19 protein-coding genes and 1 pseudogene are annotated in these 20,609 nt (G+C 59.0%); 10 read left to right on the top strand and 10 right to left on the bottom strand.

Annotated elements, in window-relative coordinates:
• Positions 1–152: 152 nt before the first annotated feature.
• A complete protein-coding gene (locus H8F23_RS22320) occupies positions 153–398 on the bottom strand; it encodes a DUF1127 domain-containing protein (RefSeq protein WP_194935792.1) in 246 nt (81 codons plus the stop codon).
• 178 nt (positions 399–576) lie between these two features.
• Between H8F23_RS22320 and H8F23_RS22315 the strand changes: the two genes are divergently transcribed.
• Positions 577–1,998 (top strand): aminotransferase-like domain-containing protein, encoded by a 1,422-nt coding sequence (locus H8F23_RS22315; protein WP_194935791.1) that lies wholly within the window; start codon positions 577–579, stop codon positions 1,996–1,998.
• Between the two features lie 60 nt (positions 1,999–2,058).
• Positions 2,059–3,627, top strand: coding sequence for a phospholipase D family protein (locus H8F23_RS22310; RefSeq protein WP_194935790.1), 1,569 nt, complete (start codon positions 2,059–2,061; stop codon positions 3,625–3,627).
• 88 nt (positions 3,628–3,715) lie between these two features.
• Here the strand turns inward: H8F23_RS22310 and H8F23_RS22305 are convergent, their stop codons facing one another.
• Both H8F23_RS22305 and H8F23_RS22300 read right to left on the bottom strand, forming a co-directional pair.
• Positions 3,716–4,861 (bottom strand): MFS transporter, encoded by a 1,146-nt coding sequence (locus tag H8F23_RS22305; RefSeq protein WP_194935789.1) that lies wholly within the window; start codon positions 4,859–4,861, stop codon positions 3,716–3,718.
• Positions 4,862–5,050: 189 nt separating this feature from the next.
• A complete protein-coding gene (locus tag H8F23_RS22300; protein WP_016985821.1) occupies positions 5,051–6,544 on the bottom strand; it encodes an aldehyde dehydrogenase in 1,494 nt (497 codons plus the stop codon).
• 239 nt (positions 6,545–6,783) lie between these two features.
• Here H8F23_RS22300 and H8F23_RS22295 point away from each other — a divergent pair, with 239 nt between their 5' ends.
• On the top strand, positions 6,784–7,146 hold the full coding sequence (locus H8F23_RS22295) for a cupin domain-containing protein (protein ID WP_194935788.1): 363 nt from the start codon (positions 6,784–6,786) through the stop codon (positions 7,144–7,146).
• A 180-nt stretch (positions 7,147–7,326) separates the two neighbouring features.
• On the opposite strand, the gene rpmG is transcribed toward H8F23_RS22295, so the two are convergent.
• Positions 7,327–7,482, bottom strand: coding sequence for a 50S ribosomal protein L33 (gene rpmG, locus H8F23_RS22290; RefSeq protein WP_003177274.1), 156 nt, complete (start codon positions 7,480–7,482; stop codon positions 7,327–7,329).
• Between the two features lie 11 nt (positions 7,483–7,493).
• Positions 7,494–7,727 (bottom strand): 50S ribosomal protein L28, encoded by a 234-nt coding sequence (gene rpmB / locus H8F23_RS22285; protein ID WP_007920377.1) that lies wholly within the window; start codon positions 7,725–7,727, stop codon positions 7,494–7,496.
• 448 nt (positions 7,728–8,175) lie between these two features.
• On the opposite strand from rpmB, the gene H8F23_RS22280 reads away from it, so the two are divergent.
• Positions 8,176–9,762 (top strand): ABC transporter substrate-binding protein, encoded by a 1,587-nt coding sequence (locus H8F23_RS22280; RefSeq protein WP_194935787.1) that lies wholly within the window; start codon positions 8,176–8,178, stop codon positions 9,760–9,762.
• Positions 9,763–9,896: 134 nt separating this feature from the next.
• On the opposite strand, the gene radC is transcribed toward H8F23_RS22280, so the two are convergent.
• Positions 9,897–10,571 (bottom strand): RadC family protein, encoded by a 675-nt coding sequence (gene radC / locus H8F23_RS22275; protein WP_034152053.1) that lies wholly within the window; start codon positions 10,569–10,571, stop codon positions 9,897–9,899.
• A 135-nt stretch (positions 10,572–10,706) separates the two neighbouring features.
• Here radC and coaBC point away from each other — a divergent pair, with 135 nt between their 5' ends.
• From coaBC to argB, 4 genes and pseudogenes are all read left to right on the top strand, one after another.
• Positions 10,707–11,915 (top strand): bifunctional phosphopantothenoylcysteine decarboxylase/phosphopantothenate--cysteine ligase CoaBC, encoded by a 1,209-nt coding sequence (gene coaBC, locus H8F23_RS22270; RefSeq protein ID WP_007920365.1) that lies wholly within the window; start codon positions 10,707–10,709, stop codon positions 11,913–11,915.
• A gap of 5 nt (positions 11,916–11,920) precedes the next feature.
• The gene (gene dut, locus H8F23_RS22265; protein ID WP_038359240.1) at positions 11,921–12,376 is read left to right on the top strand and encodes a dUTP diphosphatase; all 456 of its coding nucleotides are present in this window, start codon (positions 11,921–11,923) and stop codon (positions 12,374–12,376) included.
• Positions 12,377–12,696: 320 nt separating this feature from the next.
• A pseudogene (locus tag H8F23_RS22260) lies at positions 12,697–14,073 on the top strand (phosphomannomutase/phosphoglucomutase); the annotation flags it as partial.
• A 17-nt stretch (positions 14,074–14,090) separates the two neighbouring features.
• Positions 14,091–14,996 (top strand): acetylglutamate kinase, encoded by a 906-nt coding sequence (gene argB / locus H8F23_RS22255; protein WP_003229488.1) that lies wholly within the window; start codon positions 14,091–14,093, stop codon positions 14,994–14,996.
• Between the two features lie 197 nt (positions 14,997–15,193).
• Here the strand turns inward: argB and pyrE are convergent, their stop codons facing one another.
• A complete protein-coding gene (gene pyrE, locus H8F23_RS22250; RefSeq protein WP_008078597.1) occupies positions 15,194–15,838 on the bottom strand; it encodes an orotate phosphoribosyltransferase in 645 nt (214 codons plus the stop codon).
• Positions 15,839–15,920: 82 nt separating this feature from the next.
• Here pyrE and H8F23_RS22245 point away from each other — a divergent pair, with 82 nt between their 5' ends.
• Positions 15,921–16,700 carry an exodeoxyribonuclease III gene (locus H8F23_RS22245; protein ID WP_007920349.1) on the top strand — a complete coding sequence of 260 codons (780 nt, stop codon included), beginning with the start codon at positions 15,921–15,923 and terminating at the stop codon, positions 16,698–16,700.
• 81 nt (positions 16,701–16,781) lie between these two features.
• On the opposite strand, the gene gltS is transcribed toward H8F23_RS22245, so the two are convergent.
• The 3 genes from gltS to rph all read right to left on the bottom strand — a co-directional run bounded on the left by gltS (position 16,782) and on the right by rph (position 19,470).
• Positions 16,782–17,993 (bottom strand): sodium/glutamate symporter, encoded by a 1,212-nt coding sequence (gene gltS / locus H8F23_RS22240; protein WP_194935785.1) that lies wholly within the window; start codon positions 17,991–17,993, stop codon positions 16,782–16,784.
• A 357-nt stretch (positions 17,994–18,350) separates the two neighbouring features.
• The gene (locus tag H8F23_RS22235; protein WP_007920344.1) at positions 18,351–18,719 is read right to left on the bottom strand and encodes a DUF4870 domain-containing protein; all 369 of its coding nucleotides are present in this window, start codon (positions 18,717–18,719) and stop codon (positions 18,351–18,353) included.
• 28 nt (positions 18,720–18,747) lie between these two features.
• Positions 18,748–19,470, bottom strand: coding sequence for a ribonuclease PH (rph, locus tag H8F23_RS22230; protein WP_016985814.1), 723 nt, complete (start codon positions 19,468–19,470; stop codon positions 18,748–18,750).
• 271 nt (positions 19,471–19,741) lie between these two features.
• On the opposite strand from rph, the gene H8F23_RS22225 reads away from it, so the two are divergent.
• A complete protein-coding gene (locus H8F23_RS22225; RefSeq protein ID WP_093429970.1) occupies positions 19,742–20,605 on the top strand; it encodes a YicC/YloC family endoribonuclease in 864 nt (287 codons plus the stop codon).
• Positions 20,606–20,609: the final 4 nt, after the last annotated feature.

The following is a 20,609-nucleotide window of genomic DNA, read 5'->3' as shown; positions in this document are numbered from 1 at the left end:
TGCGCAAATCGGGTGCTACTGAACATAGGCGAAAATCGAGTCTGAAAAACCTGATTATTGCTCAGGAAGCAGGCACAGCAAGGGGGAGCAAGCTCCCCCTTCAGTTTTTACCGGACACTAGTGACGCAGAGCGTGGGAACGATCAGTGATTATCAGATCCGCCAGAACGGCTTCAACCCCTCCTCCTGCGCTTGCTCACGCGTCAGCCCGATGTCCTTGAGCTGATCCGCCGTCAGCGCCAGCAACGCCTTGCGCGTGTGCAGACGATGCCACAACAGACTCCAGCGACTCAGGCCGGACGGCGCATTGCGCATGATCTCATTGCGCGCACTGTCCTTCTGCCCTGCCGCCAGTTCCTGACTGTGTAAAGTCAGCCGCACATCGCTCAAGCCGTTCATTTTCAATGCTCCTGTTTACTTGGGTAGCCAGAGATTCCATGATGCGCGGGCGAGCAAAACCGTTACAGATTCAAAGACACTGTATTAACTCCATACAGATTTGCCACTTTGGCGACTGAATTGTCGATTTTTGCGAAATCTGTACCGGTTTATCGAATCACCGCACCGAGGCAGCGCCATGACTCTTTATGTAAACCTCGCCGAATTGCTCGGCACGCGCATCGAAAACGGCTTCTATCGTCCCGGCGATCGGTTGCCGTCGGTGCGCGCCTTGAGCGTCGAACACGGGGTCAGTCTGAGCACGGTGCAACAGGCCTATCGCGTGCTCGAAGACAGCGGCCTGGCCACGCCGAAACCCAAGTCCGGCTACTTTGTGCCGGTCGGCCGCGAACTGCCGGAGCTGCCTGCCGTCGGCCGTCCGGCGCAGCGCCCGGTGGAGATTTCGCAGTGGGATCAAGTGCTGGAGTTGATTCGCGCGGTGCCGCGCAAGGATGTCGTGCAACTGGGTCGTGGCATGCCGGACATCAGCTCGCCGACGATGAAGCCTTTGCTGCGTGGGCTGGCGCGGATCAGCCGCCGCCAGGACATGCCCGGTCTGTATTACGACAACATCCACGGCACCCTCGAACTGCGCGAACAGATCGCTCGACTGATGCTCGACTCCGGCTGCCAGTTGAGCGCGAGCGATCTGGTGATCACCACCGGTTGCCACGAAGCGCTGTCTACCAGCATCCACGCGATCTGCGAACCGGGCGACATTGTCGCGGTGGACTCGCCAAGCTTTCATGGCGCCATGCAGACCCTCAAAGGCCTGGGCATGAAAGCCCTGGAAATTCCCACCGACCCGCTCACCGGGATCAGCCTCGAAGCGCTGGAACTGGCACTGGAACAATGGCCGATCAAGGTCATCCAGCTCACGCCCAACTGCAATAACCCGCTCGGCTACATCATGCCGGAGTCGCGCAAACGCGCCCTCCTCAACCTCGCGCAGCGCTTCGACGTAGCGATCATCGAGGACGACGTGTATGGCGAACTGTCCTACACCTACCCGCGCCCTCGCACGATCAAATCCTTCGACGAAGACGGCCGTGTGCTGTTGTGCAGTTCGTTTTCCAAGACCCTGGCGCCGGGGCTGCGCATTGGCTGGGTCGCGCCGGGTCGATACCTTGAGCGGGTGTTGCACATGAAATACATCAGCACCGGCTCGACCGCGCCGCAGCCGCAGATCGCTATCGCCGAATTTCTCAAGGCTGGCCATTTCGAACCGCATTTGCGGCGCATGCGCACGCAATACCAGCGCAGTCGCGACCTGATGATCGATTGGGTGACCCGCTATTTCCCGGCAGGCACCCGCGCTAGTCGGCCGCAAGGCAGCTTTATGCTGTGGGTCGAGTTGCCGGAAGGTTTCGACACCCTGAAACTCAATCGCGAGTTGCTTGACCAAGGCGTACAGATTGCCGTCGGCAGCATCTTTTCCGCCTCGGGCAAGTACCGCAATTGCCTGCGGATGAACTACGCTGCCAAACCGACAGCGCAGATCGAAGAGGCGGTGCGCAAGGTCGGCGAGGCCGCTGTCAGATTGCTGGCGGAAGCCGACTGACCTTTTTCCAGAGAACCGCGTCCATATGCCGACCCTTGCCGCCAACCGGAATGATCCTACGTGAGCTTCAGACAGCCCCTACTCGCTTTGCTGTTACTCGCCTCGTTCCTGAGCGGCTGTGCCAGTCTCGATGTCCCGCGCGAGCCAAGTCAGGCGTTGCCGGCATCCGATTCCAGCTTCGGTCGTTCGATTCAGGCGCAAGCGGCGCCCTATCAGGGCCGCTCAGGTTTTCGCCTGCTGTCCAACAGTAGCGAGGCGTTCACCGCCCGCGCCGAGCTGATTCGCAACGCCCAGACCAGTCTCGATCTGCAGTACTACATCGTTCACGACGGCATCAGCACGCGGATGCTGGTGGAGGAATTGCTCAAGGCGGCCGATCGTGGCGTGCGCGTGCGCATTCTGCTCGACGACACCACCAGCGACGGCCTGGACCAGATCATCGCCACCCTGGCGGCGCATCCGCAGATCCAGATCCGCCTGTTCAACCCGCTGCATCTGGGCCGCAGCACCGGTGTAACGCGCGCAGCCGGACGCCTGTTCAACCTGTCGCTGCAGCATCGACGCATGCATAACAAGCTGTGGCTGGCGGACAACAGTGTGGCCATCGTCGGCGGGCGCAATCTCGGTGACGAATATTTCGACGCCGAGCCAAACCTGAATTTCACCGACATCGACATGCTCAGTGTCGGGCCGGTGGCTGAGCAGCTCGGGCACAGTTTCGACCAATACTGGAACAGTGCCCTGAGCAAACCGATCGACGAATTTCTCTCCAGCCGACCGACCGCCAAGGACCTGCAGAACACCCGCACACGTCTGGAAGAATCGCTGGAGGAAACCCGCAAACAGAATCACGCGCTGTACCAGCAGTTGATGACATTCAAGACTGCGCCGCGCATGGATATCTGGCGCAAAGAGCTGATCTGGGCATGGAATCAGGCGCTGTGGGACGCGCCGAGCAAGGTGCTGGCCAAGGCTGAACCGGATCCGCAATTGCTGCTGACCACGCAGCTGGGCCCAGAGTTGAAAAACGTCAGCAAAGAACTGGTGATGATCTCGGCCTATTTCGTTCCGGGCCAGCCGGGACTGGTCTACCTGACCGGTCGCGCCGATGCCGGCGTCTCCGTGAGCCTTTTGACCAACTCGCTGGAAGCCACCGACGTGCCAGCGGTGCATGGCGGCTATGCACCGTATCGCAAAGCGTTGCTGGAACATGGTGTGAAACTGTATGAACTGCGCCGTCAGCCTGGAGATAACTACGGCAGCGGCCCGCATGTGTTTTACAGCAAGTCGTTTCGCGGTTCCGATTCGAGCCTGCACAGCAAAGCGATGATTTTTGATCGGCAGAAGTCGTTTATCGGCTCGTTCAACTTCGACCCGCGCTCGGTGTTGTGGAACACCGAGGTCGGGGTCTTGGTCGACAGCCCTGAGCTGGCCGAACATGTGCGTGAACTGGCCCTGCAAGGCATGGCGCCAGCGTTGAGTTATCAGGCGAAATTACAGGATGGCCAGATCGTCTGGGTCACCGAAGACAACGGCCAGATGCATACCCTGACCAAAGAGCCGGGGAGTTGGTGGCGGCGGTTCAACGCGTGGTTCAGCACCACGGTAGGGCTTGAGCGAATGCTTTAAAAAAGCAAAGGATCGCAGCCTTCGGCAGCTCCTACAGAACGAATGCATTTCAGCTGTAGGAGCTGCCGAAGGCTGCGATCTTTTGATCTTAGGCAGGCTCGGTTATGGGTCCGAATGCCCCTTGGCGCAAGAGCAGTATCACCAAACCAAACGCCCCAATCGCCATCAACAACGGCAACGCATGCCCATTGATCCACTGGCTGCCCGCCCCGGCCGCGAGCGGCCCGATCAGACATCCCACGCCCCACAGCTGCGCAATATGCGCATTGGCCCGCACCAGTGCATCGTCACGATAACGCTCGCCAATCAGGATCAGTGAAAGGGTAAACAGCCCGCCGGCGCTGGCACCGAACAGCACCCACAGCGGCCAGATCAACAGCGTGTCGATCAACATTGGAATCGCCAGGCTCGACAGCATCAGGATCACTGCGCATCCAGTGAACAGGGTGCGCCGCGACAGATAATCGGCCAGCGCACCAATCGGCAGCTGCAGCAGCGCATCGCCCACCACCACCGTGCTGACCATCGCCAGCGCGATCTCGGCAGTGAAGCCCTGTTGCAGGCAATACACCGGCAGTAACGTCAGGATCATCGCCTCGAATGCGGCGAACAACGACACCGCCCAGGCAATCGCCGGCAGCTCACGGGCGAAGCCCCACAACTCCTTGAACGTTACGCTGCTGGCTTCACTGCTCGGCGCACCGCTGCGGCCCAGCAAAAGCAATGGCGACAGCAACAACAAAGCGACACCGACCCAGAAACCGTAATCATGCTCGGTGCCCAGCGCGCCCAACAGCAACGGACCCGACAGTTGGCTCAACGCATAGCTGCTGCCATACAGCGCCACCAGTCGCCCGCGCCAGTTCTCGACCACCAGTTGATTGATCCAGCTCTCGCCGAGGATGAACACGATGGTCAGGATCACCCCGATCATCAGCCGTAGCACCAGCCAGATCGGGTAGCTCGGCAGCAACGCCAACAGACCGATCGACAGCGCCCCGGCCCACAGGCACAGGCGCATCAGGTTCGCCGTGCCGAAACGTGCGGCCAGATGGCTGGAAATCTTCGCGCCCAGCAGCACACCAATCGCTGGCATCGCCGCCATCACGCCGATGGCAAAGGAGCCGTAGCCCCAACCTTCGAGGCGCAACGACACCAACGGCATGCTGACCCCCAGGGCCAGGCCGACACTCAAGACAGATGCCAACACGGCGAAATACGTCGCCCACCGCATGTTCCACGCTCCTGTGGATTATTTTTTATGTGCACCACAAAACCACTGTGGGAGCGAGCTTGCTCGCGAATACGGTTTCACATTCAGCAGATTTGCTGACTGATACACCGCATTCGCGAGCAAGCTCGCTCCCACAGGGGATCTCTGTCTGGTTTGGGAGCCTGATTGAATCAGGCTCCCCTCAGCGGCTTACAGCTTGATCCACGTCGCTTTCAGCTCGGTGTACTTGTCGAACGCGTGCAGCGATTTGTCGCGACCGTTACCCGACTGCTTGAAGCCGCCGAACGGTGCGGTCATGTCGCCGCCGTCGTACTGGTTGACCCAGACACTGCCTGCGCGCAGTGCCTTGGCGGTCAGATGCGCCTTGGAGATGTCCTGGGTCCATACCGCAGCAGCCAGGCCATAAGGCGTGTCGTTGGCGATCTGGATCGCTTCTTCAGCCGTATCGAAAGCGATGACCGACAGCACCGGGCCGAAGATCTCTTCCTGAGCGATCTTCATCGCGTTGCTCACGCCATCGAAAATCGTTGGCTCAACATAGGTACCACCGGTTTCCTGGAGAATGCGCTTGCCGCCGGCGACCAGTTTGGCGCCATCGGTGTGACCGGATTCGATGTACGACAGCACCGTATTCATCTGCTGAGTGTCGACCAGCGCACCGACGTTGGTGGCCGGATCCAGCGGATTGCCCGGCTTCCAGGTTTTCAGCGCCTCGATCACCATCGGCAGGAATGTGTCCTTGATCGAACGCTCGACCAGCAGACGCGAACCGGCGGTGCAGACTTCGCCCTGGTTGAAGGCGATGGCGCTGGCGGCAGATTCGGCAGCGGCTTGCAAATCCGGCGCATCGGCAAAGACGATATTCGGGCTCTTGCCGCCGGCTTCCAGCCAGACACGTTTCATGTTCGATTCGCCGGAGTAGATCATCAGTTGCTTGGCGATTTTGGTCGAACCGGTGAACACCAGTGTGTCGACATCGTTGTGCAGAGCCAACGCCTTGCCGACGGTGTGACCGTAACCCGGCAGCACGTTGAGCACGCCTTTCGGAATACCGGCCTCAACAGCCAGCGCGGCGATGCGGATGGCGGTCAGCGGAGATTTTTCCGACGGCTTGAGGATCACCGAGTTACCGGTCGACAGCGCCGGGCCGAGTTTCCAGCAGGCCATCATCAGCGGGAAGTTCCACGGCACGATGGCACCGACCACACCGACTGGTTCGCGGGTTACCAGACCGAGTTGATCGTGCGGCGTCGCCGCCACTTCGTCGTAAATCTTGTCGATCGCTTCACCGCTCCAGCTCAGCGCTTGCGCCGCGCCCGGAACGTCGATGTACAGCGAATCACTGATCGGTTTGCCCATGTCGAGGGTTTCGAGCAGGGCCAGTTCTTCGGCGTGCTGCTTGAGCAGGCCGGCGAAACGGATCATGGTGGCTTTGCGCTTGGTCGGCGCCAGGCGCGACCAGACGCCGGAATTGAAGGTGGCGCGGGCGTTTTCTACGGCGCGCTGGGCGTCGGCGGCGTCACAGCTGGCAATCTTGCCGAGCAGACGGCCATCGACCGGGCTGATGCACTCGAAGGTCTCGCCGGAGACGGCGTCGGTGTATTCGCCATTGAGATAAGCGCGGCCTTCGATTTTCAGGTCGCGGGCGCGTTGTTCCCAGTCGGCACGAGTCAGGGTGGTCATTTCGAGTGTCCTCCGCTTGTTGAATACGAGCGCCGCGCGATCGTCGCCAGCGTCCTCAAGAATTCTGCCCGGCCAGCCGGTTTTTCGGCCAGAGGCACCCGCCACCCTAAACCAGCGGCCGGGGTTGTTTCAATATATTTGACATAAGGTGGCCATACGGCCTTGCGGTGTTGATTTTAATCAACATAGACTTTGGCCCTTTCCAGCCAATCGCGCCGTATTCACGGGGGATAACAACAATGAACATCCAGAACGTCGTCGACATCAGCCTGACCAGCAGCGAAGCCGAACGCTATCGCCCGGACCCGGCGAAAGTACTGAAGGGTGATCCTGAGCAAGCGGTGTTTCATCAATACGACAGCCCGTGTGGGCAGATGGGCGTTGGCGTGTGGGAAGGTGCGGTGGGTCAGTGGACGGTGAATTACACCGAGCATGAATACTGCGAGATTTTACAGGGCGTGTCGGTGCTGCGTGACGGCGAGGGCAATGCCAAGACGTTGCGCGTTGGCGACCGGTTTGTGATTCCGGCAGGGTTTCGGGGCACTTGGGAAGTGCTCGAAGCTTGCCGCAAGATCTATGTGATCTTTGAACAGGAGGCTTGAGGATTTTCGCTGGCTGATCCGGCCCTATCGCGAGCAGGCTCACTCCTACAATTGACCGCATTCCATTGTGGGAGCGAGCTTGCTCGCGAAGGCGTCAGGAAAGGCGACACAAAAATCGAGACCACAAAAAAGGCCCGTATCGTGAGATACGGGCCTTTTTTGTAAGTCGGGAAAAATCAATTACTTGATTTTGCCTTCCTTGTAGATCACGTGCTTGCGAACAACCGGATCATATTTCTTGATCTCGATTTTGTCCGGGGTAGTACGCTTGTTCTTGTCGGTAGTGTAGAAGTGACCAGTACCGGCGCTCGAGATCAAACGAATCAATTCACGCATGATTAGCTCCCTTAAATCTTGCCATCGCGGCGAAGTTCGGCGAGCACGACAGTGATGCCACGCTTGTCGATGATACGCATGCCTTTGGCAGATACGCGCAGACGCACAAAACGTTTCTCTTCTTCAACCCAGAAGCGGTGATGCTGCAGGTTCGGCAGGAAACGACGACGGGTTTTGTTGTTTGCGTGGGAAATGTTATTCCCAGTCACCGGACCCTTACCGGTAACTTGACATACTCTCGACATGCCTCAGCCCTCTAAAACCACATGCCCAACCCGGCATGGGTTGGCCGCTTAATCTCTCAGTCATTTGGCGCCAGGCGCCGCGTTTCTTTAGAGGTCTTACCGGCTACACCTACAGTGAAGGAACCGGGCCCCTAGAAAAGAGCGCTGCTTTATACCAGAAAGACTTCGGAGCAACAACATTCGGTGTGCAAACAATCCACAAAAAGGCGCTTTTTCAGCCTGCGAACGCCTTGGATAAAGGCTGGCATCGATTTTTACCACTCGTCGCAGAAAACCACCCTTGCGGGTGTTTCAGACTTTTGGCCGCGCCCCGCTGCCTGAAAAACGGCCATTACTGTGCCCCGAAAATGCAAAAAGGGGATAGTCATTTGTAATCCAGACCTCTAGGGTAGGCCTTTTCCAGACTGCACTTGCAGATGGGCCTTCGATCTGTAAAAGGAAACCGACCATGCGCCTCGCTGCCCTACCCCTGTTGCTCGCCCCGCTCCTGCTGAGCCCCCTGGCCCAGGCCGCCGCGCTGAGCGTCTGCACCGAGGCCAGCCCTGAAGGGTTCGACGTGGTTCAGTACAACTCGCTGACCACCACCAACGCCTCGGCCGACGTGCTGATGAACCGTCTCGTTGAATTCGACACCGCCAGCGGCAAAGTCGTGCCGAGCCTGGCCGCCAGCTGGGAAGTCAGCACCGATGGCCTGACGTACGTCTTCAAGCTACACCCACAGGTGAAGTTTCATACGACTGATTACTTCAAGCCGAGCCGTGAGCTGACTGCAGAAGACGTCAAATTCAGCTTCGACCGCATGCTTGACCCGGCCAACCCGTGGCACAAAGTCGCCCAGAGCGGCTTCCCCCATGCGCAATCGATGCAGTTGCCAGCGCTAATCAAGAAGATCGACGCGCTCGATCCGCTGACCGTGCGCTTCACCCTTGATCACCCGGACTCGACCTTCCTGGCGACCCTGAGCATGGGCTTCGCATCGATCTACTCCGCCGAATACGCCGACAAATTGATGAAGGCCAATGCCACGGACAAGCTCAACAGCCAGCCGATCGGTACCGGCCCGTTTGTGTTCAATCGCTTCCAGAAAGACGCGGCGATTCGCTACAAGGCCAACCCGGACTACTTCGGTGGCAAGCCTTCGGTAGACCCGTTGATCTTCGCCATCACCCCGGACGCCAACGTGCGCCTGCAAAAGCTACGACGCAACGAATGCCAGATCGCCCTGTCACCAAAACCGTTGGACGTACAGGCCGCGCTGAAAGAGCCGACACTAAAAGTCGAAAAGACTGACGCCTTCATGACCGCTTTCGTTGGCATCAACAGCCAGCATCCGCCGCTGGACAAGCCAGAGGTGCGTCAGGCCATCAACCTCGCGTTCGACAAAGCCAACTACATCAAGGCGGTGTTCGAAGACACCGCCGAAGCGGCCAATGGCCCTTACCCACCGAACACCTGGAGTTATGCGAAGAACCTGCCGGGTTACCCGCATGACGTGGCCAAAGCCAAGGCGCTGATGCTCAAGGCCGGTTTGAAAGACGGCTTCCAGACCACCATCTGGACGCGTCCTTCGGGCAGCCTGCTCAACCCGAACCCAAGCCTCGGAGCACAGTTGTTGCAATCGGATCTGGCGGAAATCGGTATTCAGGCGGAAATCCGCGTGATCGAGTGGGGCGAACTGATTCGCCGCGCCAAGGCGGGCGAGCATGACCTGCTGTTCATGGGCTGGGCCGGCGACAACGGCGACCCGGACAATTTCCTTACGCCGCAGTTTTCCTGCGCCGCGGTCAAATCGGGCACCAACTTCGCACGCTACTGCAACGCCGATCTGGACAAGCTGATCAGCGCCGGCAAGACCACCAGCGAACAAGGCGTACGTACCAAGCTCTATGAGCAGGCGCAGACGCAGATTCAGCAGCAGGCGTTGTGGCTGCCGCTGGCGCATCCGACGGCCTACGCACTGACGCGTAAGGACGTACAGGGTTACTCGGTAAGCCCGTTTGGCCGTCAGGACTACTCCAAGGTCAACCTGAAATAACCTGCCCGGCACATAACCTGTAGGAGTGAGCCTGCTCGCGATGGCGTCATTTCAGTCAACCCATTCGGTGACTGGAAAATTGCTATCGCGAGCAGGCTCACTCCTACAGGGGCTTAGCGTTTTCCCCCTGAGCGTTACATCCAGCCACACTCAGCCATCGACAATGGCTCACCATCGCCAACGATGAAATGATCGAGCACCCGCACATCAATCAGCTCCAGTGCCTTTTGCAGGCGCTTGGTCAGCAGCCGATCAGCCTGACTGGGGTCAGTGTTCCCCGATGGATGGTTGTGGCACAGGATCAACGCAGCGGCGTTATTGGCCAAACATCGCTTCACAACCTCGCGTGGATGCACGCTGGTGTTGTCGATTGAGCCGCGAAACAGTATCTCGAAATTCAGTACTTGATGTTTGGAGTCGAGAAACAGGCAACCAAACACCTCATGCGGTTCGTGACGCAGCATCGATTTCAGATAATCGCGAACGACCTGAGGGTTTTCCAGGGCTGGTTTCTGCCGTGATTTCTCAGCCAGATGCCGCCTGTTCATTTCCTGAGCCGCTTGCAGTTGCGCAAACTTCGCCGGCCCGAGCCCCAATTGTTTGCTGAATGCGTCCTGATCGGCCTCAAGCAGCAAACGCAGGCTGCCGAATTGAGTCAACAGATTGCGTGCCAGGTCCACAGCGCTTATTCCGGGCAATCCGGTGCGCAGAAAAATCGCCAGTAACTCAGCGTCTGAAAGGCTCGCTGCCCCGTGCTCCAACAACCTTTCCCGCGGACGTTCCGCCGCAGGCCAATCGCGAATACTCATAGCACTTCCCTGTCTGTGGGCGCCGCTGTTCCGTAGCGGTCGCTGTGATATCGTAGCCCATCTTTTTTGCGGGCGAATTCACCCTGGGGAGGGGGTTTCGCCACGTATGTCACCCACGAAATGAAAGGCAGACCTATGCAGCGGCTGTATCGGAAACGCATCGTGCTGGGCGTCGGCGGCGGCATCGCGGCCTACAAGAGCGCCGATCTGGTTCGTCGCCTGATCGATCAGGGCGCCGAAGTGCGCGTGGTCATGACCCATGGCGGCGCCGAGTTCATCACTCCGCTGACCATGCAAGCGCTGTCCGGCCACCCGGTCCACCTCGACTTGCTCGACCCGGCGGCCGAAGCCGCGATGGGCCACATCGAGCTGGCGAAATGGGCTGACCTGGTACTGATCGCCCCAGCCACCGCCGACCTGATAGCCCGCCTGGCACAAGGCATCGCCAACGATTTGCTGACCACTTTGGTGCTGGCCACCGATGCTGTCGTCGCCGTTGCTCCGGCAATGAATCAGGCGATGTGGCGCGATCCCGCAACCCAGGCCAACCTGCAACTCCTGGAAAGCCGTGGCCTGAAGACCTTCGGCCCGGCCTCGGGTAGCCAGGCCTGCGGCGACGTCGGCATGGGCCGCATGATGGAGGCCACCGACCTCGCACAATGCGCAGCGGACTGCTTCCAGCGCCAGGCGCTGACCGGCAAACACGTCGTCATCACCGCCGGCCCGACTCAGGAAAACATCGACCCGGTACGCTACATCACCAACCACAGCTCCGGGAAAATGGGCTTCGCCCTCGCTGAAGCCGCAGTTGAGGCCGGCGCCCGCGTCACGCTGATCAGCGGCCCGGTGCACCTGCCGACGCCGGATCGCGTCACGCGCATCGATGTGGTCAGCGCCCGCGATATGCTCGCGGCCTGTGAGTCGGCGATCCCGTGCGACGTGTTCATCGCCTCGGCGGCCGTTGCGGACTACCGCCCGGAAGTTGTCGCCCCGCAAAAACTCAAGAAAGATCCTACGAGCGGTGACGGCTTCGTCCTGCAAATGGTGCGTAACCCGGACATCCTGGCCACCATCGCGACCCGTCCCGACCGTCCGTTCAGTGTCGGTTTCGCCGCCGAGACCGAACACCTGCTCGACTACGCTGCACGCAAGCTCAAGGACAAGAATCTCGATCTGATCGTCGCCAACGACGTCGCCAATCCGAGTATCGGTTTCAATAGCGAAGAAAACGCCTGCAGCGTAATTGACCGTGCGCTGCACGCCACGGTTTTCGCCCAGACCAGCAAGAGCAAGATCGCTCGCCAACTGGTCACCTTTATCGCCGAACGTCTGAACCAGGTTTAATTTACATGCACGCTTTGCAAGCCAAGATCCTCGACCCACGCATCGGTACCGATTTCCCGCTGCCGCAATACGCCACCCCGGGCTCCGCCGGCCTCGACCTGCGCGCCATGCTGGATCAGGACATCGTGATCAAGCCGGGTGAAACCGTGCTGATCCCCACCGGTCTGTCGGTTTACATCGGCGACCCGAACCTCGCCGCGCTGATCCTGCCGCGCTCGGGCATGGGCCATAAGCACGGCATCGTGCTGGGCAACCTCGTGGGTCTGATTGACTCGGATTATCAGGGCCCGCTGATGGTGTCTTGCTGGAACCGTGGCCAGACCGACTTCACCATGACCGTCGGTGAACGTCTGGCGCAACTGGTGCTGGTCCCAGTGGTGCAGGCGCACTTCGAAATGGTTGAAGAGTTCGTCGAAACCGAACGTGGCACTGGCGGATTTGGCCACACCGGCACCAAGTAACTGGAGTCATCTTCTGTAAGAGCTGCCGCAGGCTGCGATCTTTTGATTTTTAAGTTCAAGATCAATAGATCGCAGCCTGCGGCAGCTCCTACAGGGGGAAATTTTCAGGCAGATCAGCTGAAAGGTTTGACACCGTAAATCAAGGTTTTGCCGGCCGAAAGCCACGCCAGCCGAGGCGTCATGGCCCTTTCACACCACGAACTCTCTGTGGAAAACGCCGTCATACCCTTCAGTTTGAGCCTGCCGTCGAACGATTCGTCGGTCTGTCCCGCCACTTTCGAGATGGAGCATTTCCGTAGATGAGCACCCCAGCCAAGATCGCCCCGAAGCTGCCCGACAGCATTTTCCGCGCCTATGACATTCGCGGCACCGTGCCGGAATTCCTCAATGCCGAAACCGCTTACTGGATCGGCCGCGCCATCGGTTCGCAGAGCCTGGCCCAAGGTGAGCCGAACGTTTCCGTCGGTCGCGACGGCCGCCTGTCCGGCCCGGAGCTGGTTGCAGAACTGATTCGCGGCATCGCCGAAAGCGGCTGCCACGTCAGCGATGTCGGCCTGGTGCCAACGCCGGCGCTGTACTACGCCGCCAACGTCCTGGCCGGCAAATCCGGGGTGATGCTCACGGGCAGCCACAACCCGTCGAACTACAACGGTTTCAAGATCGTCATCGCCGGCGACACCCTCGCCAACGAACAGATCCAGGCCCTGCACGAGCGCCTCAAGAGCAACAACTTGAGCAGCGGCACCGGCAGTGTCACTCAGATCGAGATCCTCGACCGCTACAACACCGAAATCGTCCAGGACATCAAACTGGCACGGCGCATGAAGGTCGTGGTCGACTGCGGCAACGGCGCGGCCGGTGTGATTGCCCCACAACTGATCGAAGCGCTGAATTGCGAAGTCATCCCGCTGTTCTGCGAGGTCGATGGCAACTTCCCCAACCACCACCCGGATCCGGGCAAGCCTGAGAACCTCGTCGACCTGATTGCCAAGGTCAAGGAAACCAACGCCGATATCGGCCTGGCTTTCGACGGCGACGGCGACCGCGTCGGTGTAGTGACCAACACCGGCAGCATCGTTTATCCCGATCGCCTGCTGATGCTGTTCGCCCGTGACGTGGTCGCGCGCAACCCGGACGCCGAGATCATTTTCGACGTCAAATGCACCCGCCGCCTGGTGCCGCTGATCAAGGAATACGGTGGTCGTCCGCTAATGTGGAAGACCGGTCATTCGTTGATCAAAAAGAAAATGAAACAATCCGGTGCGCTATTGGCCGGTGAAATGAGCGGGCACATCTTCTTCAAGGAGCGCTGGTTCGGTTTCGACGACGGTATCTACAGCGCCGCACGGCTGCTGGAGATCCTCAGCAAGGAAAAATCCACCGCGGAAGAGCTGTTTGCGACCTTCCCGAACGATATTTCTACGCCGGAAATCAATATCCATGTGACCGAAGAGAGCAAATTCAGCATCATTGATGCACTGCACGACGCACAGTGGGGCGCAGGCGCTGACCTGACCACCATCGACGGCGTGCGAGTCGATTACGCCAAAGGCTGGGGCCTGGTGCGCGCGTCCAACACCACACCGGTGCTGGTGCTGCGCTTCGAGGCCGATGACGAGGCAGAACTTGCGCGTATCAAGGACGTATTCCACGCCCAATTGAAACGCGTTGCACCTGATCTCCAACTACCGTTCTGATCCACCCGGAGCCCTGAATGACCCTCGAACGCGAAGCCGCCGCCCATACCGCCCAGGTCCTGTCCGAAGCGTTGCCTTACATCCGACGTTATGTCGGCAAGACCCTGGTGATCAAATACGGCGGCAACGCGATGGAAAGCGAGGAGCTGAAAACCGGCTTTGCGCGCGACATCGTCTTGATGAAAGCCGTGGGCATCAACCCGGTCGTGGTTCACGGTGGCGGCCCGCAGATCGGCGATCTGCTCAAGCGTCTGTCGATCGAAAGCCACTTCGTCGATGGCATGCGCGTCACCGACGCCGCGACCATGGACGTGGTGGAAATGGTCCTTGGCGGCCAGGTCAACAAAAGCATCGTCAACCTGATCAACCGTCACGGCGGCAGCGCCATCGGCCTGACCGGTAAAGACGCCGGGCTGATTCGTGCGAAGAAGCTCACCGTCACCCGCCAGACACCGGAGATGACTCAACCGGAAATCATCGACATCGGTCAGGTCGGCGAAGTGGTCGGGATCAACACCGAACTGCTGAACCTGCTGGTCAAAGGCAACTTCATCCCGGTGATCGCGCCGATCGGCGTGGGTGAGAACGGCGAGTCGTACAACATCAACGCGGATCTGGTGGCTGGTAAAGTCGCCGAGGCACTGAAAGCCGAGAAGCTGATGTTGCTGACCAATATTGCCGGCCTGATGGACAAGTCGGGCACCGTGCTGACCGGCCTGAGCACGCAGCAGGTCGACGACCTGATCGCCGACGGCACTATCTACGGCGGTATGCTGCCGAAGATCCGTTGTGCACTGGAAGCGGTTCAGGGCGGCGTGGGCAGCTCGCTGATCATCGACGGCCGCGTGCCGAACGCTATCCTGCTGGAAATCTTCACCGACACCGGTGTGGGCACGCTGATCAGCAATCGCAAGCGTCCGTAAACGCTGACGCAAGCAAAAAGACCCCGCTCAGCCTGACTGAGCGGGGTCTTTTTTTGCCTGCAATTCCGAATTCTGCCGCCAACTCTCTGTAGGAGCTGCCGCAGGCTGCGATCTTTTGACGTTGGCTTTTAAAAACCGGATCAAAAGATCGCAGCCTTCGGCAGCTCCTACAGGGGAAGTGCGACAGACCAGCGTTATTACACGCCGAATTGGGCGCGGTAGGCCTCCACAGCTGGCAGGTGTTGCTTGAGCTGCGGATCATCGGCAAGGAATTCCAGCACCTGATTCAGCGAAACAATGCTGATCACCGGGATACCGAAATCGCGCTCGACTTCCTGAATGGCCGACAACTCACCGTTGCCACGCTCCTGACGGTTCAGCGCAATCAGCACGCCAGCAGCCTTGGCACCGTCCTGGGACGCGATGATCTGCATCACTTCGCGGATTGCTGTACCGGCCGTGATTACGTCATCAATGATCAGCACGTCACCGGTCAGCGGCGCGCCGACCAGGCTGCCGCCTTCGCCGTGGGCCTTGGCTTCTTTGCGGTTGAAGCACCACGGCAGATCACGGTCGTGGTGCTCGGCCAATGCCACAGCGGTGGTTGCCGCCAACGGGATGCCTTTGTAGGCCGGGCCGAACAGAACGTCGAAGGGAATGCCGCTTTCAGCGATGGCTGCCGCGTAGAAACGCCCCAGCTGCGCCAGGGCCGAGCCCGAGTTGAACAGGCCGGCGTTGAAGAAGTAAGGACTGGTGCGCCCGGACTTCAGGGTGAACTCACCGAAGCGCAAAACGCCGCGATCGATGGCAAAACGAATGAAATCGCGCTGATACGCTTGCATGAAAAAAACCCCAAATACCACGGATTTAGCTAATTAGCTTGACGCCGTGTATCATACACGCACGCGATTTTTGGGGCCATTTATGCGGATCATCAGTGTGAACGTCAATGGTATTCAGGCTGCAGTCGAGCGTGGTTTGCTCAGTTGGCTGCAAGCACAGAATGCCGACGTCATCTGCCTGCAGGACACCCGTGCCTCCGCCTTTGAACTGGATGACCCAGCCTTCCAACTGGATGGCTACTTCCTTTATGCCTGCGATGCTGAAGTCCCTGCCCAAGGCGGCGTGGCTTTGTATTCGCGGTTGCAACCGAAGGCTGTCATCAGCGGTCTCGGTTTCGAGACGGCCGACCGCTACGGGCGCTACCTGCAAGCAGATTTCGACAAAGTCAGTATTGCCACCTTGCTGCTTCCTTCGGGGATGAACGGCGATGAGGACTTGAACCAGAAGTTCAAGCTCATGGACGACTTCGGCAAGTACCTGGACAAACAGCGGCGCAAACGTCGCGAGTACATTTATTGTGGCTCGCTGTACGTGGCGCAGCAGAAGCTCGACATCAAGAACTGGCGCGACAGCCAGCAATCTCCGGGTTTCCTGGCGCCAGAACGCGCCTGGATGGACGAGATTGTCGGCAACATGGGCTATGTCGATGCCCTGCGCGAAGTCAGCCGCGAAGGCGACCAGTACAGCTGGTGGCCGGACAACGAACAGGCCGAGATGCTCAATCTGGGCTGGCGTTTCGATTACCAGATCCTGACCCCGGGCTTGCGACGCTTTGTACGCAGCGCACGCCTGCCACGTCAGCCACGGTTCTCGCAGCACGCACCGCTGATCGTCGACTACGACTGGACGCTGACCATCTAAGCGCCTTTTCGAAGTAATAAAAAATGCCCGTATCGCAAGATACGGGCATTTTTTGTGCCTCACAGTGCAGCAGATTCGAACTCAGACTGCCGCGAAAAACGGTAAGGCCAGATACAGCTTGATCACGATGACATTGATAATGTCGATGAAGAACGCTCCAACCATCGGCACCACCAGAAACGCGATCTGCGAGGGGCCGTAGCGCTGCGTCACCGCCTGCATGTTGGCAATCGCAGTCGGCGTGGCACCCAGGCCAAAACCGCAGTGCCCTGCCGCCAGCACGGCCGCGTCGTAGTTGCGCCCCATCATCCGGAATGTCACGAAAATCGCGAACAACGCCATGACTAGCGCCTGTACAGCCAGAATGATGAAAATCGGCAACGCCAGTGCGGCCAGATCCCACAACTTGAGCGACATCAGAGCAATCGCCAGAAACAGCGACAAGCTGACATTGCCCAGCACCGACACTTCACGCTCGAACACCTGATACAGGCCCAGCGCCGAGAGCCCGTTGCGCAACACCACGCCAACAAACAGGACACAAACAAACGTCGGCAACTCGAATGCGGTGCCCTGCAGCAGGCCGTTCAACAGATTGCCCGCCAGCAAACTGACCGCGATCAGGGCGAGTGTTTCTATAAACGAAAACGGGGTAATCGAGCGTTCTTTGTTTGGTTGCTCGAAGCCTTTCGGCAACCGCGGCGGCGCATCCGGACTCTGACAACCGGGCACCTGCACTCGCTTGATGAGCAAGCGCGCGACTGGTCCGCCGATCAAACCACCCAGCACCAGGCCAAACGTCGCGGAAGCCATCGCCAGCTCCGACGCAGATGCCAGACCGTATTTCTCACTGAATACCGTTCCCCACGCGGCACCGGTGCCGTGACCGCCCGCCAGTGTGATCGATCCGGTCAACAGCCCCATCAATGGATCGAGCCCGAGCATTGTTGCCAGCCCGATCCCCATCGCATTCTGCACCACCAACAATCCGGTAACTGCCAACAGAAATATCCCGACAACGCGCCCGCCTTTCTTCAAGCTGGCAAAGTCTGCACTTAGACCAATGGTGGCAAAAAAGGCCAGCATCAAAGGTGTCTGCAGCGAAGTATCGAAACGAATTTCAATATTGAGCGTTCGCAGCAGCAACAAGATCAAGGCAACTACCAGGCCACCCGCGACAGGTTCGGGAATATTGTAACTGCGCATGAAACCAACACGCATAACGAGCCCGCGCCCTAGCAGAAGTACTAAGGAGGCGGCCACAAGTGTTCCGTAAAAATCGAGCTGAATCATTGGGATTATTCTTGGCTATATATTCAGAAGCGAGCTGTTTACCTGCACGCGCCTCATGAACCGGCTGATTGTCTCAACACTGATTACTCGGAAATTCAATAGCCTTCGATGGCTTGAATATATCTTAATATTTCAGGAGAAATATTATCCGAGCAACTTTAACAATCGTCGCCTTTGATTCCAAGGCCATGAATCCGAACTAAGCCGATGCAGTTGTGACTAAAAGTGTATATATAGAAAGAGTATCGACCGATCATCGCGATCAGATCATTCCTACCCATAATAGCGATTAATTTTGTTGCATTAATAAAATGCCCTGACAAGTCAGGGCATTTGTTTTAAAACCTTTCGAGCGCCTTATTTGATCAGCCGCCAGGTAAACGGATATCGGTAAGGAAAACCTTCATTGGCCTTCACACCGGCGATGATGGTCAGAACGAGCGCACCGATAGCCAGTATCCCCAACAGGAAGAACCCGATGATCAGCACCATCAACAGGAAACAAATCAACGAGGCGATGGCGACGGTGATCTGAAAATTCAGCGCCTCCTTGCCTTGAGCGTCGATGAACGGGTCCGTTTCGCGCTTCATCTGCCAGAGGATCAACGGCCCGATCAGATTGCCGAACGGGATCCAGATCCCCAGCAAGGCGGACAAGTGACAAAACATCGCCCATTGGCGAACCTCCTGGCTCGGTTTGGGCAGCAACTCTTGTTCGTCACTCATCGCGTCCTCCTTGCGGTTATGAACCTGCTCAGTCGGCCAGTGCAGCCTTTTGCAGTTCGAAGATTTCGTTCATGCCTTGCTTGGCCAGTTCCAGCATGGCGTTCAAGTCTTCAGGCTGGAACGGCGCGCCTTCAGCCGTGCCCTGCACCTCGATGAAGCCACCGGTGCTGGTCATCACCACGTTGAGGTCAGTCTCGGCGGCGGAATCTTCAAGATAGTCCAGATCCAGCACAGCCTCGCCCTGATACATGCCGACCGACACGGCACCGATCATCTGCTTGAGCGGATCTCCACCCTTCAGGCCGCCGCGCTTTTTGATTACTTTCAGCGCATCAACCAGTGCAACCATGGCGCCGGTGATCGAAGCCGTGCGCGTACCACCGTCAGCCTGGATCACGTCGCAGTCGACGTACAGAGTCACGTCGCCCAGCTTGGACATGTCCAGCGCAGCGCGCAGGGAACGGCCGATCAGGCGCTGGATTTCCAGGGTGCGACCGCCCTGCTTGCCACGGCTCGCTTCACGCTGGTTACGCTCGCCAGTGGCGCGCGGCAGCATGCCGTATTCAGCGGTCAACCAACCCTGGCCCTGGCCTTTGAGGAAGCGCGGCACACCGTTTTCGACGCTGACGGTGCAGATGACTTTGGTATCACCGAATTCGACCAGTACGGATCCCTCGGCGTGTTTGGTGTAGTTGCGGGTAATGCGGATCGAGCGGAGCTGATCGGCAGCGCGACCACTTGGACGTTTCATAGGGAATACCTGTACTGGGGACGGAAAACTGCCGAGCATTATAGAGCGCTGCACCGCGCGTGGGCACTCGTTAAAAATCCAGCCCGACGATCGAAGGCCCTGAAACACCCGTTACCGACGGGATGCAGCCCTTTGTCACACCGTGTGTTTGGGCGCATTCGCCGCACTGCGCTACAATCCTGCGCCTTTGCTGCCAGTCGGCTTAAATTCATACATATCGCGCCTGCGGAACACAGGTTTCGCGCCGATCTGCATTTGCGAGGTCACCGCCATGGTGCACAGCATGACCGCCTTCGCCCGCGTCGAAAAAGCCGGCGCACAGGGCACCCTGAGCTGGGAACTGCGCTCGGTGAACAGCCGCTATCTGGAACCCCACCTGCGCCTGCCGGAGTCGTTTCGCGACCTCGAAGGCGCGGTGCGTGAAGCGCTGCGTCAGGGCCTGTCGCGGGGCAAACTGGAATGCACCCTGCGTTTCACCGAAGAAAGCACCGGCAAAACCCTGCAAGTCGATCGAGAGCGCGCCGCGCAGTTGGTCGCTGCGGCTGAGACCGTGGCTGGCCTGATCAAGAACCCTGCCGCACTCAACCCGCTGGAAGTGCTGGCCTGGCCCGGCGTACTGGTGGGCGATGCGAGCGACCCGCAGGCGCTGAATGCCGACGCACTGGCGCTGTTCAATCAAGGCCTGAAAGAGTTGAAGGCCGGCCGCGAGCGCGAAGGCGCGGAGCTGGCACGCCTGATCAACGAGCGCCTGACCTCCATCGAAGAGGACGTCGTGACCCTGCGCGAACTGGTGCCGCAGATGCTCGCGACCCAGCGTCAGAAAGTTCTCGATCGCTTCGCTGACATGAAGGCCGAGCTGGATCCGCAGCGTCTCGAACAGGAAATGGTCATCCTCGCGCAAAAGAGCGATGTGGCCGAAGAACTGGATCGCCTGAGCACCCACATCATCGAAGTACGCCGGGTGCTCAAGTCCGGCGGTGCCGCCGGTCGGCGCCTGGACTTCCTGATGCAGGAACTCAACCGCGAAGCCAACACACTGGGCTCCAAGGCCTTCGACCCGCGCAGCACCCAAGCCGCCGTCAACCTCAAGGTGTTGATCGAGCAGATGCGCGAACAAGTGCAGAATATTGAGTAAGGCT

This window comes from Pseudomonas neuropathica, assembly GCF_015461835.1.
Lineage (GTDB): Bacteria > Pseudomonadota > Gammaproteobacteria > Pseudomonadales > Pseudomonadaceae > Aquipseudomonas > Aquipseudomonas neuropathica.
The sequence above is the reverse complement of the archived record's forward strand: the minus strand, read 5'-3'. Positions and strand labels throughout refer to the sequence as shown.